The sequence below is a fragment of the Pseudolabrys sp. genome (assembly GCF_035943735.1).
GTDB lineage: Bacteria > Pseudomonadota > Alphaproteobacteria > Rhizobiales > Xanthobacteraceae > Pseudolabrys.
In genome coordinates, this window is record NZ_DASZBV010000009.1 from 12,965 (window position 1) to 27,409 (window position 14,445).

At 65.8% G+C, this 14,445-nt stretch carries 16 protein-coding genes; 7 read left to right on the forward strand and 9 right to left on the reverse strand.

The window, feature by feature from the left end; translation table 11 throughout:
• Nucleotides 1-2: 2 nt before the first annotated feature.
• The 7 genes from VGV41_RS05795 to VGV41_RS05825 all read right to left on the reverse strand — a co-directional run bounded on the left by VGV41_RS05795 (nt 3) and on the right by VGV41_RS05825 (nt 6,682).
• Nucleotides 3-299, reverse strand: coding sequence for a DUF2293 domain-containing protein (locus VGV41_RS05795; RefSeq protein ID WP_326862768.1), 297 nt, complete (start codon nt 297-299; stop codon nt 3-5).
• An 84-nt stretch (nt 300-383) separates the two neighbouring features.
• A complete protein-coding gene (locus VGV41_RS05800) occupies nt 384-650 on the reverse strand; it encodes a DUF2442 domain-containing protein (RefSeq protein WP_326862770.1) in 267 nt (88 codons plus the stop codon).
• Nucleotides 651-699: 49 nt separating this feature from the next.
• Nucleotides 700-909 carry a DUF4160 domain-containing protein gene (locus tag VGV41_RS05805; protein ID WP_326862771.1) on the reverse strand — a complete coding sequence of 70 codons (210 nt, stop codon included), beginning with the start codon at nt 907-909 and terminating at the stop codon, nt 700-702.
• Nucleotides 910-1,067: 158 nt separating this feature from the next.
• Complete coding sequence (rpoD, locus tag VGV41_RS05810) at nt 1,068-3,200, reverse strand: RNA polymerase sigma factor RpoD (protein ID WP_326862772.1); 2,133 nt, start codon at nt 3,198-3,200, stop codon at nt 1,068-1,070.
• Nucleotides 3,201-3,458: 258 nt separating this feature from the next.
• Entirely contained in the window at nt 3,459-5,435 is a 1,977-nt protein-coding gene (dnaG, locus tag VGV41_RS05815) for a DNA primase (RefSeq protein ID WP_326862774.1), read from the reverse strand.
• A gap of 457 nt (nt 5,436-5,892) precedes the next feature.
• Nucleotides 5,893-6,495: an SCO family protein gene (locus tag VGV41_RS05820; RefSeq protein WP_326862776.1), complete on the reverse strand. Its 603-nt coding sequence runs from the start codon at nt 6,493-6,495 to the stop codon at nt 5,893-5,895.
• A 22-nt stretch (nt 6,496-6,517) separates the two neighbouring features.
• A complete protein-coding gene (locus tag VGV41_RS05825) occupies nt 6,518-6,682 on the reverse strand; it encodes a hypothetical protein (RefSeq protein WP_326862903.1) in 165 nt (54 codons plus the stop codon).
• 191 nt (nt 6,683-6,873) lie between these two features.
• Between VGV41_RS05825 and VGV41_RS05830 the strand changes: the two genes are divergently transcribed.
• Nucleotides 6,874-7,764 (forward strand): polysaccharide deacetylase family protein, encoded by an 891-nt coding sequence (locus tag VGV41_RS05830; protein ID WP_326862777.1) that lies wholly within the window; start codon nt 6,874-6,876, stop codon nt 7,762-7,764.
• 269 nt (nt 7,765-8,033) lie between these two features.
• A complete protein-coding gene (locus VGV41_RS05835) occupies nt 8,034-9,113 on the forward strand; it encodes a lytic transglycosylase domain-containing protein (RefSeq protein ID WP_326862779.1) in 1,080 nt (359 codons plus the stop codon).
• Between the two features lies 1 nt (nt 9,114).
• On the opposite strand, the gene VGV41_RS05840 is transcribed toward VGV41_RS05835, so the two are convergent.
• The gene (locus tag VGV41_RS05840) at nt 9,115-9,336 is read right to left on the reverse strand and encodes a hypothetical protein (RefSeq protein ID WP_326862781.1); all 222 of its coding nucleotides are present in this window, start codon (nt 9,334-9,336) and stop codon (nt 9,115-9,117) included.
• Nucleotides 9,337-9,561: 225 nt separating this feature from the next.
• Between VGV41_RS05840 and VGV41_RS05845 the strand changes: the two genes are divergently transcribed.
• Complete coding sequence (locus VGV41_RS05845; RefSeq protein WP_326862782.1) at nt 9,562-9,771, forward strand: hypothetical protein; 210 nt, start codon at nt 9,562-9,564, stop codon at nt 9,769-9,771.
• A 354-nt stretch (nt 9,772-10,125) separates the two neighbouring features.
• Nucleotides 10,126-10,845 (forward strand): Crp/Fnr family transcriptional regulator, encoded by a 720-nt coding sequence (locus VGV41_RS05850; RefSeq protein ID WP_326862899.1) that lies wholly within the window; start codon nt 10,126-10,128, stop codon nt 10,843-10,845.
• Nucleotides 10,846-10,859: 14 nt separating this feature from the next.
• Here the strand turns inward: VGV41_RS05850 and VGV41_RS05855 are convergent, their stop codons facing one another.
• Nucleotides 10,860-11,690, reverse strand: a complete 831-nt coding sequence (locus VGV41_RS05855) for a sulfite exporter TauE/SafE family protein (protein ID WP_326862784.1) — start codon at nt 11,688-11,690, stop codon at nt 10,860-10,862.
• Between the two features lie 215 nt (nt 11,691-11,905).
• Between VGV41_RS05855 and VGV41_RS05860 the strand changes: the two genes are divergently transcribed.
• The 3 genes from VGV41_RS05860 (at nt 11,906) to VGV41_RS05870 (ending at nt 14,229) form a co-directional block, all read left to right on the forward strand.
• Nucleotides 11,906-12,859, forward strand: a complete 954-nt coding sequence (locus tag VGV41_RS05860) for a 1-phosphofructokinase family hexose kinase (protein ID WP_326862786.1) — start codon at nt 11,906-11,908, stop codon at nt 12,857-12,859.
• Between the two features lie 6 nt (nt 12,860-12,865).
• Nucleotides 12,866-13,747, forward strand: a complete 882-nt coding sequence (locus tag VGV41_RS05865) for an NAD(P)/FAD-dependent oxidoreductase (RefSeq protein WP_326862787.1) — start codon at nt 12,866-12,868, stop codon at nt 13,745-13,747.
• A gap of 155 nt (nt 13,748-13,902) precedes the next feature.
• Entirely contained in the window at nt 13,903-14,229 is a 327-nt protein-coding gene (locus tag VGV41_RS05870) for a hypothetical protein (protein ID WP_326862788.1), read from the forward strand.
• Nucleotides 14,230-14,445 lie beyond the last annotated feature (216 nt).

A 14,445-nucleotide genomic window follows, 5' to 3' on the forward strand; every position in this document is an offset into this window, starting at 1 on the left:
CCCTACTCACCCTCACCGAGCTTGCGCTTCACGCCCCAGCCGGCGAGCAGACCGGCAAGCTCGTCGGCCACGAAAAAGCGCGCGCTGTCGCGGTCGTAGCCTTGCGCCAGAAGCGTGTCGTAGTCGGTCAAAGTGTGCCGGGCATAGGCGACGAGCGACAGCCACGCGGCATTTTCGGGCGAGGCGACGCGCAGGCCCGGACTGTCCATCGCGTGATCGACGACCGCGGCGAACTCGTGCGCGGGGAGATGCGGCGCCAGATGGCGCAGGGCGGAGGCGATGGCGGAGCGGGACGACATGAAAGGAGTATAGCGGCGCGCGTGCTGGTGCGGTGCGCGACCCGCGCGGTTTCGAGTCGTCCGTCCTTGTGCTTCCGTGATGCGCTACTCGGCAGCGACCTGCGTCAGTTCGCCCGCCTTCGCCATGCGCTCGTGCAGGGCGATCGGATCGAGATCGAAGCCGTTCGGCCAGGTGAGCGCCCCGAGTTCGATGAAGACCCTGGCAAAGAATGCGGGATCCTTCAGCGGCCGGACCATCTCGCCATCGCGCGCGGCAGTCGACGAGAAATCATGCACGCCAGCGGAGCCATCGGAAAATCCCACGCGCAGCTTGTAGCCCCGCAGATGCTTGACCGAGACGACGTCAATCATTGGCGGGACCTGCGACCCGGAAGCAGCGGCCGTCGGTTTGGGCATGTCGTCAGTTCTCCATCAACGCGGTTTGCCGCAGCAGCACCCAGGACTTTACCAAATTCGCCTGCGTGCGGGGAAGCGAGCCGCGGATCATCGCGCCGTCGCTGAGCCGCACAAGCGCTTTGAACTCGCCGTAGAATGCGTGCACGTGCGGCGGATTGTGATCTTCAAAGAACATTTGGATGATGATGCCGTTGAAGATCGCGATAGTGGGCATACCAAATTACTATCATGGGTTGCAGGAAACGAAAAGCGGTCCGCCAGACATGAAAACGGCGGGCTCGAGGCCCGCCGTTTTCATTCCGATGGAAATAACCGGGGTCCCGTTTCTGCGGCGCACCACATCGTGCTGCGCCGCGCCCGGGACACGAGAGATCAGTTGTCGAGGAACGACCGCAGCTTCCGCGACCGGCTCGGGTGCTTGAGCTTCCGCAGCGCCTTCGCCTCGATCTGACGAATGCGCTCGCGCGTCACCGAGAACTGCTGACCGACCTCTTCCAGCGTGTGGTCGGTGTTCATGCCGATGCCGAAGCGCATGCGCAGAACGCGCTCCTCGCGCGGCGTGAGCGACGCGAGCACGCGCGTCGTCGTCTCGCGCAGGTTCGACTGGATCGCCGCGTCGATCGGCAGGATCGCGTTCTTGTCCTCGATGAAGTCGCCGAGGTGCGAATCTTCCTCGTCGCCGATCGGCGTTTCGAGCGACAGCGGCTCCTTGGCGATCTTGAGGACCTTGCGCACCTTCTCCAGCGGCATGCCGAGCTTTTCGGCGAGCTCTTCCGGGGTCGGCTCGCGGCCGATCTCGTTGAGCATCTGCCGCGACGTGCGCACGATCTTGTTGATCGTCTCGATCATGTGCACCGGAATGCGGATGGTGCGCGCCTGGTCGGCGATCGAGCGGGTGATCGCCTGCCGGATCCACCACGTCGCGTAGGTCGAGAACTTGTAGCCGCGGCGGTACTCGAACTTGTCGACCGCCTTCATCAGGCCGATGTTGCCTTCCTGGATCAGGTCGAGGAACTGCAGGCCGCGGTTGGTGTATTTCTTGGCGATGGAGATGACGAGGCGCAGGTTGGCCTCCACCATTTCCTTCTTCGCCTGGCGCGCCTCGCGCTCGCCCTTCTGCACCATCTGCACGATCTTGCGGAATTCGGCGATCTCGACGCCGGTCTGCGCGGCAAGGTCGTGCACCATGCCGCGAATGTCCTTGATCCGGTCCTTCTCGGCGCCGACGAAGTTCTTCCAGCCCTTGGCCGAGAGCTTCGACACGCGGTTGAGCCAGCGCGGATCGAGCTCGCCGCCCATGTAGTTGCGCAGGAAGTCCTCGCGCGCGACGCCGTAGGATTCGGCAAGCCGCATCAGCCGGCCTTCGTTCGACACGAGGCGCTTGTTGATGTCGTAGAGCTGCTCGACAAGTGAATCGATGCGCGCCTGGTTGAGCCGCAGCGACTTCACCTCGGCAATGATCTCTTCCTTCAGCTTCTTGTACTTGCGCTCCTGCGACGGCGAGAGATTGTCGCTCTTGAGGCGCAGCTCGATGTCCTGGTCCTGCAGGCGGCGCAGCTTCTTGAAGGAATCGGCAATGGTGTCGAAGGTCTCCACGACCTTCGGCTTGAGCTCGGCTTCGATCGCGGCGAGCGACAGCGAGGACTCCATGTCGTCCTCGTCGTAATCGCTCTCGGCAGCGGACTCGCCCGGATCCTTCTCCTCGCCGTCGCCGCTGTCGGCGGTCTTGAACGGCGTGGCGGCCGGCGGCGCGGCCGGCGGCGCCGGCGTCTGCACGACCTGCAGATGCGGCGCGCCGGGGACAGGCGTGCCGACCTGCGAGCCGGGAATCGGCTTGCCGTCCGGACCGATCACGGGCGGCTGCATGTTCTTGGCGTCGGGGCCGGCATAGGTGGCCTCGAGGTCGATGATGTCGCGCAGGAAAACCTTTCCTTCGTTCAACTCATCGCGCCAGATGATGATGGCCTGGAAGGTGAGCGGGCTTTCGCACAGCCCTGCGATCATCGCCTCGCGGCCGGCCTCGATGCGCTTGGCGATCGCGATCTCGCCCTCGCGCGAGAGCAACTCGACCGAACCCATCTCGCGCAGATACATGCGGACGGGATCGTCGGTGCGCTCGGACGGTTCTTTCTTTTCGGTGGTGGCGAGCGATTTGGACTTCGTCTCGACGAGCTCGGAGCCATTGTCCTCCTCGTCGTCGTCGGCGGCCTCCTCCGTCTTTTCGGCGTCGTCGGCGTCCGCTTCCTCGTTCTCGACGACGTTGATGCCCATCTCCGACAGCATCGCGTAGATGTCCTCGATCTGGTCGGAGGACACCTCGCCCGAGGGCATCACCTCGTTGATCTGGTCGAGCGTGACGTAGCCGCGCTTCTTGGCGGCCTTGATCATCTTCTTGACGCCGGCGTCGGTCAGATCGAGCAGCGGCAGCGGCGTATCGGGGGCGCCTTCGCCCTCCTTCTCCTGGGTCTCTTCCTTCGCCTGCGTCGCCTTTACTTTGCTCGCCATCTCTTGTCTCTCTGTAGCGGCCGTTCTGGCCGTCTTGCCGGCTCATCGGGACCGGACGGCGCCAGCCCGTCGCCAAAAAGGGCCCGCGCCCCGCTCGGAAGTGCGCCGGCCCGAATCAGGCCGCCAGTGTCGCGGGGCGCCACTTAAGCCCCTCTTAACTCTGTCAAAAACGACGGATTGTCGACCCGAACAATCCCTGCCGTCAGCTGCCGCCGAACCGGGCCGCGCCCGTCCTGGGCCGCCCGCCGTGGGTAGTCGTCATAAGCCACGAGCGCCCCGGCCGGAAGAGGCTCCGAAGCCCTCAATCAGGGCCTCGGTTCCGTCCATCCGGGCGAGGCGCGCCTTCACGTCTCGCAACCGCAAATAGTTGGCTTCGCTGGCGTCCTCGCCGAGGGCGTGCTCGGCTTCCTTGAGCTCCTTAAGTAGTGAATGCCACTGACGATGCAAGCCAACGAGCTGGCTCCAGGTGACCAGAACGTCGTCCGGCGCGGCGTCCTCGCGGGCGCCCCAGACCGAGGCGGTCGTGATGGCGGCGCCGAGGCGGGCGAGCGCATCCGACACGTTGCGGGCGGCGAGCTCCGCCTTCAGTCCCTCGGCATCGAGCGTCGCGGCATGGGCGGCAATGTCGATCAGCACGGCTTTCAGCCGTTCGGCATCGGCATGGCGGAATTCGAGCTGGCTCAGCTCCTCCAGATGGTCGTGCAGCAGCCACGGGTGGTTCAGCGCCGCCTGCAGGATCAGCGCCTCGCGCAGCGGCACCGCGGCGCGGTGCCCACGATGCACCGGGCTCGCCGCCAGTTGCTGGCTGACGACGACATAGGGCGTGGCGCGGCCGGTCTGCGGCCGGGCGAAGGCGCCGCCCTGGCGCGGTGGCCAGTCCCGACGCGGACCTGACGGCCGCGCGTTGCGCCAGGGTTCGCGCGACGCCTGCGCCGGGGCGAACAACTGCTGCAGCCGGCCGCGGAAGTCCTCGCGGTAATACCGGCGCACGGCCTCGTCGGCGATAGCGTTGGTCACCTCGCCGATGCGCGCCTCGAGCGCGGCGCGCCGTTCCGGGGTGTCGAAAACATGGCCTTCGGTCATGTTTGCCCACAGCATCGCCGCGAGCGGCTTGGCGGCGTTGATCACGTCGGCCGCCGCCTCGCGTCCGGCCGAGCGCACGAGGTCGTCCGGATCCTGTCCCTGCGGCAGCAGCGCGAATTTGAGACTCTTGCCGGGCTTGAGCCGCGGCAGCGCCAGATCGACGGCACGATACGCCGCGCGCACGCCGGCGCCGTCGCCGTCGAAGCAAAGCACCGGCTCGTCGGCCATTTTCCAGAGGAGGCCAAGCTGATCCTCGGTCAGCGCCGTGCCAAGCGGCGCCACGGTCGCCGGGAAGCCGGCCGTGACCATGGCGATGACGTCGACGTAACCCTCGACGACGATGACGGTCGCGCCGGCATTTTCTTGCCCAGCCTTCGTAGACCTGGCTGCGTGCACCGCCTCGCGCGCGGCAGCGCCGTTGTACAGATTCGAACCCTTGTGGAAGAGCGGTGTCTCCGGCGAATTGAGATACTTCGCGGGGACGTCCTTCTCCAGCGCGCGGCCGCCGAAGGCGATGATGCGCCCGCGCAGATCGGTGATCGGGAACATCACGCGGTCGCGGAAGCGGTCGTAGGGCACGGGAATCTCGTCGCCGGCAACGAGCAGCCCGGCTTCGATCATGTCTGGCACGGGGATGCCGTGCGAGCCGAGGTGCTCCTTGAGCGCGTAGCGATCGGGAGACGCGTAACCGAGGCGGAATTTCACTTGCGTCGCGGGATCGAGCCCGCGGTCGGCGAGATAGCCGCGCGCCTTGGCGCCGGGGCGGGCGGCAAGCGTCGCCTCGAAGAACTTCGCCGCGAGATCCATGACGTCGTAGAGCGACTTGCGTTTGGCCTCGCGCGCCTCGTCCTCGCGCGACACCTTCGGCAACGGCACGCCCGCGAGCTGCGCCAGGCGCTCGACCGCCTCCGGGAAGGAGACGCCTTCGGTCTCGATCAGGAAGTCGAAGATGTTGCCGTTCTTGCCGGAGGAGAAGTCGAACCACATCATCTTCGCGTCGTTCACGAAAAAGGACGGGGTTTTCTCCTTGTTGAACGGCGACAGCCCCTTCATCTCGCGGCCCGAACGAATGAGCTTCACCCGCCGCCCCACCACCTCGGAGACGGGGATGCGGGCGCGCAGCTCATCGAGGAACTGGGGCGAGAAGCGCATGGGTTCTGGTTCGAACGCCGCGAGGTGCGGGGGTTGGCGGCTTTTCCGCGATCCTGCGAATCGGTCGGCTATCTTAGGCCGGCAATCGCAGCGATTGCGGGGCATATGGCGAAACCGGGCGCCGCCGGGGTCGTTGGCGGCGTTTTCCTGCTTATCCACAGGACTGCGGCAGCGGATGGCGGGACCGGCAGCCGACGCACCGGCCTCGGTGGGCCGCAATGCAGCGCCTGCCCACGCATGTCGCGTGTCCGATGTTCGCAGGTGGATCGCATCCGACGGTGCCTGTTCGTTCCCCTCGGACAGACGCCCATCCAATACCGAACTACCGGTAAACGCCGGTTCGTTCGCCGTCCGTTTCACGGCGATAACGAGCGCTAATGAGTCATAAGACTGTACTTAAAGGCAAAGACGCCGCAGCGGCTTTCAGATCGTCGAATACATATCTACCAAAACTTGCTCAAAGGTACTTACGCAACTCAGACGCGGAGTCCTGCGGCTTGCGATCCAATCTGAATGGGGCGACGAAGCGGCCACTCTTGTCCATCAGATACACGATCGCGCTGTGGTCCATGCTGTAGTCGCCGTCCTTTCCGGTCGGCACTTTCTTGGCGTAGACGCGATATTCCTTCTCGACCTTGCCGAGCTCGGCCTCGTTACCAGTGGCGCCGCGCAGATGCGGATCGAAGCTCGAGAGGTACTCCTTCAGGACCGCCGGCGTATCGCGATCGGGATCGACGCTGATGAAGAGTCCCGCCGTGCGATCCGCATCCGGCCCGAGCGCACGCATCACCTCGGACATGTCGAACAACGTCGTCGGGCAAACGTCGGGACAGTGCGTGTAGCCGAAGAACACGAGGAACGGCTTTCCTTTGAAGTCGGCCGCGGTGATCACCTTGCCGTCCTGGTCGGTCAGCTTGAACGGGCCGCCGACCGCCGACGATCCCGACCCGCCGCCGCCGCCGAACTGCCCGGTCGCGTAGAGAAACACGGCAAGGAAGACGACGAGGCCGGCGAAGAAGGCGGACAGGACGAGAAGGATGTGCGACGCGCGCGAGGCCATCAGGGAACCCTTGCTCACGAGATCAGAAGCACGCCGCAAAGCCGGCGCGCAGCATCTCGAAGAAAACCGTCGTCCCGTACCAGGCCCACAGGCCCAGAGCGGCCACGGTCAAGAGGCCGGCCGCGGCGCCGAGTACGGCGAGCGGGCGCGCCATGGAGACCGGGGCTATGGGCGTTTGCGCTGTCATTAGGCTCCCTTGAGCCATCAGATAGGACCGTTCCCCCCGGAAGGCAACAAACCCGGCACGCGGGTGACGGCAGCCCACGCCGTTAACCATTTTCGCGCGCAAAAGCTGTGTTTTGGGGCGTTGCGTTGACTCAAAAGGTTAAACCCGAAATGAATAGCCCAACCTGAATTTATGGCAGTTGGGAGACCTCGATGCGTACTGCTATCACCTTGGCCGTAGCCTTCTTCATGGCGGCCGGCACCGCGGCATGGGCCGAAGACGCCCAGGCTCCCGCGCCGGCAGCGCCGACGCAGGCCAAATGCGACAACCCGAATGCACTCGGCGTGTCCCGCATCGTGCAGATCGACACGACCGGCGGCCCGGGCTTCGGCTTCGAGCACTTCAAGGCCTACGACTTCCTCAAGGACAAGGAAGTCGTGCTCACCTTCGACGACGGCCCGTGGCCCGGCAATACGCCGCGCGTGCTCAAGGCGCTGGCCGACCAGTGCACCAAGGCCCTGTTCTTCCCGATCGGCAAGCATGCCGGCTGGCATCCGGAGATCCTCAAGGAGGTCGCCGCGGGCGGCCACACGATCGGTTCGCACACCTGGTCGCACAAGGACCTTTCGCGCCTGACGCAGCAGGAAGCCGAGGAGGAATTCGAGAAGGGCATCGCCGCGGTCAGCATCGCGCTCGGCAACAAGCCCGTCGACGCGTTCTTCCGCTTCCCGACGCTGCGCAATCCGCCGGACATGATGAAATATCTGGCGCAACGCAACGTCGCCGTCTTCTCGACCGATTTCGACTCCTTCGATTTCAAGATGCGCCGCCCCGAGCAGGTCGTGAAATCCGTGATGAGCAAGCTCGAGAAGCACGGCAAGGGCATCATCCTGATGCACGACTTCCAGCACGCGACCTCGGAAGCGCTGCCGGAGATTTTGAAGGAGCTCAAGGAAGGCGGCTACAAGGTGGTGCAGATCACCGGCAAGACGCCGATTGAGCCGAAGAAGGAATACGTCGACGCCGTGCTCAAGGAGATGGGCGGCGGGCTCGACGAGGCGCGGCCGATGTCGAGCGTGATCAAGACGATCAGCGGCAACTGACGCTTTTGAAATTGTGAACGGCCGCGCGGGTCACCCGCGCGGCCGTTTTATATTTCGGGTTCCGGCCGCGGAACTGCGGCGGTGGCGCGACGCGCGCGCCGCAATGCGACCGCATCGTTTTCAAAAAACCGGCGCGTTTGCCCAGCACAACCCGACATAACGCCGGGGCATTCCTCCCGTTCCATTGTTTGTTCGCCACGCCGTGTGTTTCACGGCGCGAAGGTCACCCCCACGCCGCAGCGTGTCCGCGGCGCGTCGAGGATTCGTGAATGCGGCCTCTGATTGCCAGTACCTTCATTTGCCTTGCCGTCATGCCCGGTTCGCTGGGCTTCGATCAGAAAGCTTTCAGCAGCCGCCTCGACGATACTTTCGCCGTCGCCGCGGTTCCGGCCGGCAACGCCATCTCGGTACGGAGCAAGACGCTGCGGGAGCAAAAAGCTGCGGACCGGCTGGCGCCGCCCGCCGATGCCTTCAGCCCCGTGCCGCTCGCCGGCGTTGCGCCGTCGCTGACGCCGGTTGCCGATGCACCGATCGACATCCCGCCCGAGACCGGCACATCCAAATTGCTCGAGCCGCGCGACCTGCCCTCGCCGCCGCCGGCCCCGCCGAAGCCGGTGGTGCACCGGTCCACGCGCGAGGTTTGCGACACGTTGGCCGAGGCGGCGCAGCGCAACGGCCTGCCGGTGCCGTTCTTCATCCGCCTGCTGTTCCAGGAAAGCCGTTTCAAGCCCGGCGCAGTGAGCCGCACCGGCGCGCAGGGCATCGCGCAATTCATGCCAGAGACGGCGGATGCCGTCGGCCTCGACAATCCGTTCGATCCCCTGGAAGCGATCCCCGCCTCGGCGCGACTGCTGCGCAATCTGTTCGAGCAATTCGGCAATTTCGGCCTCGCGGCTGCCGCCTACAATGCCGGACCGAAGCGGATCCATGACTGGCTGGCCCGCAAGAGCAGCCTGCCGAAGGAAACCCAGGGCTACGTGAAAACCATCACCGGCCGGCCGGCCGAAGGCTGGAAGACCGCCAGCGCCGGCACGCCCGCCGTCAAGCTCCCTGAACGCGCGCCGTGCCAGCAGGAAGCAGGCCTGCTCGCTTATAACGGCCCCGATCGGATTCCGGTGCCGGAACCGGCGCCGCGCCGCGAGGCCCGGCTCGCGAACGCCAGAGACGCGAACGCCAAGGCCGCGCAGTCCAAGGTCGCGCAGTCCAAGCTCGCGCATGCCGGAGGCGCCCACGCCGTGCGCGAGGCCGCACGCCACCACGGGCACACGACGCTCAATCTGGCGGCGCGGCGACATTCTCCGGCGCCGCATCGCAAGATGCCCAGCCGCATCGCCTCCGCCGCCAAGTAGGTCAGCCGCGCGGCTTGCGCCGGCGCTCGGGCAACTGCTCGACCGTCAGCACCCGCGAACTGTAGAAGTCGCGCGCGCCGCAAGCGGGACAACGCAGCGAAACTTCATCCGGCAGAGTCGCCAGCCGGTAGACGTGGATCGCGGTTCCGCAGGCGTGACACGCGATGGAGCCGCGCGGATAGACGGCGCGTCGGCGGAAATCGGCGGGTCGGGCAGGAAACATCGAAATCATCCAGGATCAATTTCGTTTCAAATTGACCGAAAATTCTGCCGGTCGCGTTAAACCGATCCGATGCAGCGGGTAAATCCCCGTTAGTCATGCGCGAAACGCGGGTGGCTCATGCCGACGCCGCGAACAACCTGGCTGGCCTGACGACGGACGCAGCAAACCGTGCCGGAACGGCGCCCGCGGGCTGGCGTTGCCCTCCAAACGAAGGGCGACGGCACCATGGCGTCAATCAGACACAAGCGCAGGCTGGATGCGGTCGATGTGACCGGCTGGTTCCTCGGCGCGACCATCGTGGTGCTCGCTGTGCTCGACCTGATGATCTGGGCGGCCTTGTGGAACGTGCCCAACCCGATTTCCAAATTCATCGCGCCTCAAACTGCCAGCGCCGCGTTGCCACCTGCGCACGCGGCCCCTGCACCGTTCCGCTAAATTCATATCGCCCTGGCGATCGCGTCGCGCTGACGCTTGGCGGCACAGCGTTGCTATCTCCGCTCCTGCTTGCGGGCAGCAAGCCGTGCCGCAACCCGACATCAATCGCCTGATTCAAAACGGCGGTCCACGCAGCGCATCTCCTTGCAGCACCGCGACACAAATATGTGACGCAAGTAAATGCAGACATGTCACTCGCTTACCCCGGTCAGGGTGCATCAATACCGCACAAGGGAACCGTCGCCGGAACCTGAATTCGAACGGGCGGGTTCTCCATGAAAGGTCGCGCATCCAGGTCCGTCAGCGTGCGCGACATTTGCATTGAAACTGCGCGGAGCGCCGATCGTGTCGAAAATGCCCGTGCCGCAACGCAATCATCTGCTCGATCGTCTGTCGGCGGACGATCTCGGCCTGCTGCGCCCACATTTGCAGGAAGTCCGCCTCGACTATCTCGCGCCGCTGTGTGAAGCGGGACGTCCGGTTCAACATGTCTTCTTCCCGATGAGCGGCGTGGCGTCGCTCGCCAAGACGATGGAAAACGGCGCGTCGGCCGAGGTCGGCACCACGGGCAATGAAGGCTTTGTCGGCCTGCCGCTCCTGCTGGAGAGCGAACACGCACCGACCGGCGTGCAAATGCAGGTGCCCGGGCACGCGCTGCGTCTGCCGGCGCGCGCCTTCCTCGGCGCCCTGGAGCGCAGCCAATCGCTGCATCGCGTCCTGAGTCGCTTCGCCTTCGCCCTCTACACGCAGACCTCCCAGCTCGTCGCCTGCAACCGCTTTCACGACGTCGAACAGCGCTGCGCGCGCTGGCTGCTGATGGCGCACGACCGCATGCCGCACGACGATTTCCTTTTGACGCACGAGGTCCTGAGCATGATGCTCGGCGTGCGGCGCTCGAGTGTGACGATCGCGGCCGGCCAGCTGAGCGAAATGGGATTGATCGAGTACCGGCGCGGCCACGTCACCGTGACCGATCGCGCCGGCCTCGAGATGCGCGCATGCGAGTGCTACTGGTCGATTCGCCGCGAGTACGAACGACTGATCGGCTTCGCCGAAAAGGAATATGCCGACTGAGCGAGGCCGCTCGCTCAGGGCACCGCGCGGCGGCTGAAGGCGGTGAACACCGACGACGCCGAGGTCGCGTGTTCGTAGGCGAGGCGCCCGGCGACCACGAACAGCACCGCGGCGAGCACCAGCTTGAGCGCCCGCTCGGGGATGCGCACCGCAAAGTAGCTGCCGAGGAAAATGCCGGGCAGCGAGCCGGCGAGCAGCGAACCGATGATGTGCCAGTCAACCGAACCCATCAGCCAGTGGCCGCCGCCGGCGATGAGCGTCAGCGGCACCGCATGCGCAATGTCGGAGCCGACGATGCGCGACATCGGCAGGTGCGGATAGAGCAGCACCAGCGCAACGACGCCGATGGCGCCGGCGCCGACCGACGAGATCGACACCAGAACCCCCAGCACCGCCCCGACCGCCACCGTGCTGGCGGCGGTGCGCGCCGGCGCGAGCTGCTGCACGCGCGCGCGGTACAGCCCGATCAGCGTGCCGCCGAACACCAGCGCCAAAGCCGTCACGAACAATGCGCCGCTGAGTGCGAAGGTGATGAGGCCGCGCGCGGCGCTGCTGTCGAGATCGAAACGCGACAGCACCGCCATCGTCAGGATCGTCGCCGGGATGCTGCCGGTGGCGAGCCGCCGCACCACGCGCCAGTCGATCGAGCGCGCCAGACCGTGCACCAGACTGCCGCCGGTCTTGGTCGCAGCCGCGTAAAGCAGGTCGGTGCCGACCGCCGTAGCCGGATGCACGCCGAACAGCAGGATAAGCAGCGGCGTCATCAGCGATCCGCCGCCGACGCCCGTCATGCCGACGAGGAGTCCGACGAAAAATCCGGACAGCGCGTAAAGCGGATCGATCATGCATGCTCCGAGTGGCCGACAGGGCCGGCCCCGATGTAACCACATTTCGGCGGAACGGTCATGGTTCCGCAGCGTTGGAGTGCGCACAGCTTGATTGCTGGAAATGACTTTCGCGAAAGATTGAAACCGCGATTGGCGCCTCTGCGACAAAATATTACTCTCTTTCCGATTCCCTCCGTTTTTGTGGGGAAATCAGGCGAAGCGAAAGACGAAACGTGCCCGATATCGTCACGCTCACGATCAACCCGGCCGTGGACATTTTCGTCAACGTGCCGCGCGTCGAGCCGACCGCGAAGCTGCGCTGCTCGGCGCCGAAGCGCGATCCGGGCGGCGGCGGCATCAACGTCGCGCGCGTCGTGCACCGGCTCGGCGGCGACGTCGCCGCGATCTATCCGACTGGCGGCGCCATCGGCCAACTGCTGCATCGCCTGATCGAGCGCGAGGGCATCGACAGCATCGTCACCCCGTCGCATGTCGAGACGCGCGAGAACTTCACCGCCTATGAAGAGGAGACCGGCCAGCAATTCCGCTTCGTGCTGCCGGGCTCGCCGCTGCACCGACCCGAATGGGAGGCGGTGCTCGACAAATTGACCTCGCTTGCGGACAAGCCGCGCATCGTGGTGGCGAGCGGCAGCGTGCCCCCGGGCGTGCCCGAGGACATCTACGCCGAGATGACGCGCCGCGCCCGCGCGCTCGGCGCGCGCATGGTGATCGATACGTCGGGCCGGTCGCTGGCCGCCGCGCTCGCGGAAGGCGTCACGCTGATCAAGCCGAACCAGAACGAATTGAGCGAATTCGTCGGCCGGCAGCTCGAAACGGAATCCGATTGCGTCGCGGCCTGCCGCGCGCTGATCAAGTCGGGACGCACCAAGCTCGTGGCGCTGACGCTGGGCGAGCAGGGCTCATTGCTGGTGAGCGAGGAGCGCGCGCTGCGCGCAAAGCCGATGCGCATCGAAGTGGTCAGCGCCGTCGGCGCCGGCGACAGCTTTCTCGGCGGCCTCGTCGCGGCCCTGGCCAAGGGCGAGGCGCTCGACCGGGCATTTCGGGTCGCAGTGGCCGCCGCTTCGGCCGCGGTCATGAGCCCCGGCACCGAATTGTGCACGGCGGACGACGTGCGCGATCTGATGCCGCGGGTGGAGATCACGGAGGTCGCGGCAGCGGCCGCCTGACTCACCATGCTGGATTGTCTCATCATCGGCGGCGGACCGGCCGGTTTGACGGCGGCGATCTACCTCGCCCGTTACCGGCGCGACGTGCTGGTGGTCGACGCCGGCGAAAGCCGCGCCGCGCTCATCCCGGAGAGCCACAATTATCCGGGCTTCAAAGGGATCGCCGGACCGGCGCTGCTCGAGAAGCTGCGCGAGCAGGTGCGGCTCTACGGTGCCGGACTGGAGAAGGCCACGGTGACGGTGCTGGCCCGCGACGGCGACGTGTTCACGGCCGACGCTGGCGGCAAGAGCCTGCGCGCCCGCACCGTGCTCGTCGCCACCGGCCTCATCGACAAGAAGCCGGCGATCGAAGGCCTGCATGAAGGGATCGCACATGGCGCCATTCGCTTCTGCCCCATCTGCGACGGTTACGAGGCGAGCGACAAGCGCATCGGCGTCCTCGGTCCGTTCGATACGGCCGGACACAAGGCGCTCTTCCTGCGCACCTATTCGCGCGACGTGTGGCTGTTTCCGACCGACGGGCGCAAGCACAACGAACTGGCGCAGGCGCTCGATGACGCGGGAATTACCGTCGCCGGCGTGCCGCAGCGGGTGACGCCCTCGGCCGGCTCCGTGAGCGTCGGCGTGGCCGGTGGCGGCGCGCACGTGCTCGACGTTCTTTATCCGGCGATGGGTTGCGACGTCCGCTCCGATCTTGCGACGGCGCTCGGCGCCGCCTGCAACGGCATCGGCAATCTCCGCGTCGACGAGCACCAGCGCACCAGTGTCGACGGCCTTTTCGGCGCCGGCGACGTGGTTACCGACCTGCACCAGCTCAGCGTCGCCGTGGGACACGCGGCCATCGCCGCCACCGCCATCCACAACCGCCTGACGCGCAATTTGCGCTGACGCGCCGCCGATGCCGGTGCTGTCGTCCCCGACGCAATGCGTCACCGCTAAACGCTTTATTGTCCCAGTTTAACGAAACGGCCGCCTGCGGTATCCCGCTCCGCCGCCTCGGCGCCTCGGGCAGGCTAGGATTGCATCCTCCACGGATGCTCATCATGGCGAAGAAGATGGTCAGCGACCGCATGGTCGTGAAGAAGGCGGAGCTGGAAAAGAAGCTGCTCGCCTACCTGCGCAAGGCCGGTCGCTGCGTCGACGCGGCAGGCGTCGTCATCGCGCCTGTCGCCGAGGCGACCGGCGGCCATGCGAATTGGACGATCGCAGCCGTCAATTATGGAAGGGCGCCCAAGCCCGACTGTGACGAAGAGCTGACACGCATCGCGCCGCTCTTTCTCCGCCACTTCAACATTACCGTCGAACCGGCGGCGCGGTCAGTGGAAAATCAGCCCCCGGCTAAAACGGAAGAGGCCGCGTCCGCGGCCTGATCGCGGAACGCCGCGTCCGATATCCGGCATCCGCTTGTCAAGATTTGAAAGTCTGGTCGCTGATATTTGCGAGCAAGCCTCTCGGACATCGTCGCCTTTCCGTTTCACGCAACGACTATTCAAGACAAGTTCCTGATGGCGCACCGTCCGCTCCCGATGGCTCGTCCACAGCCGTGGGCACGTCTCGCACGAGGAGCGGCTCTACTCCGCATAGCG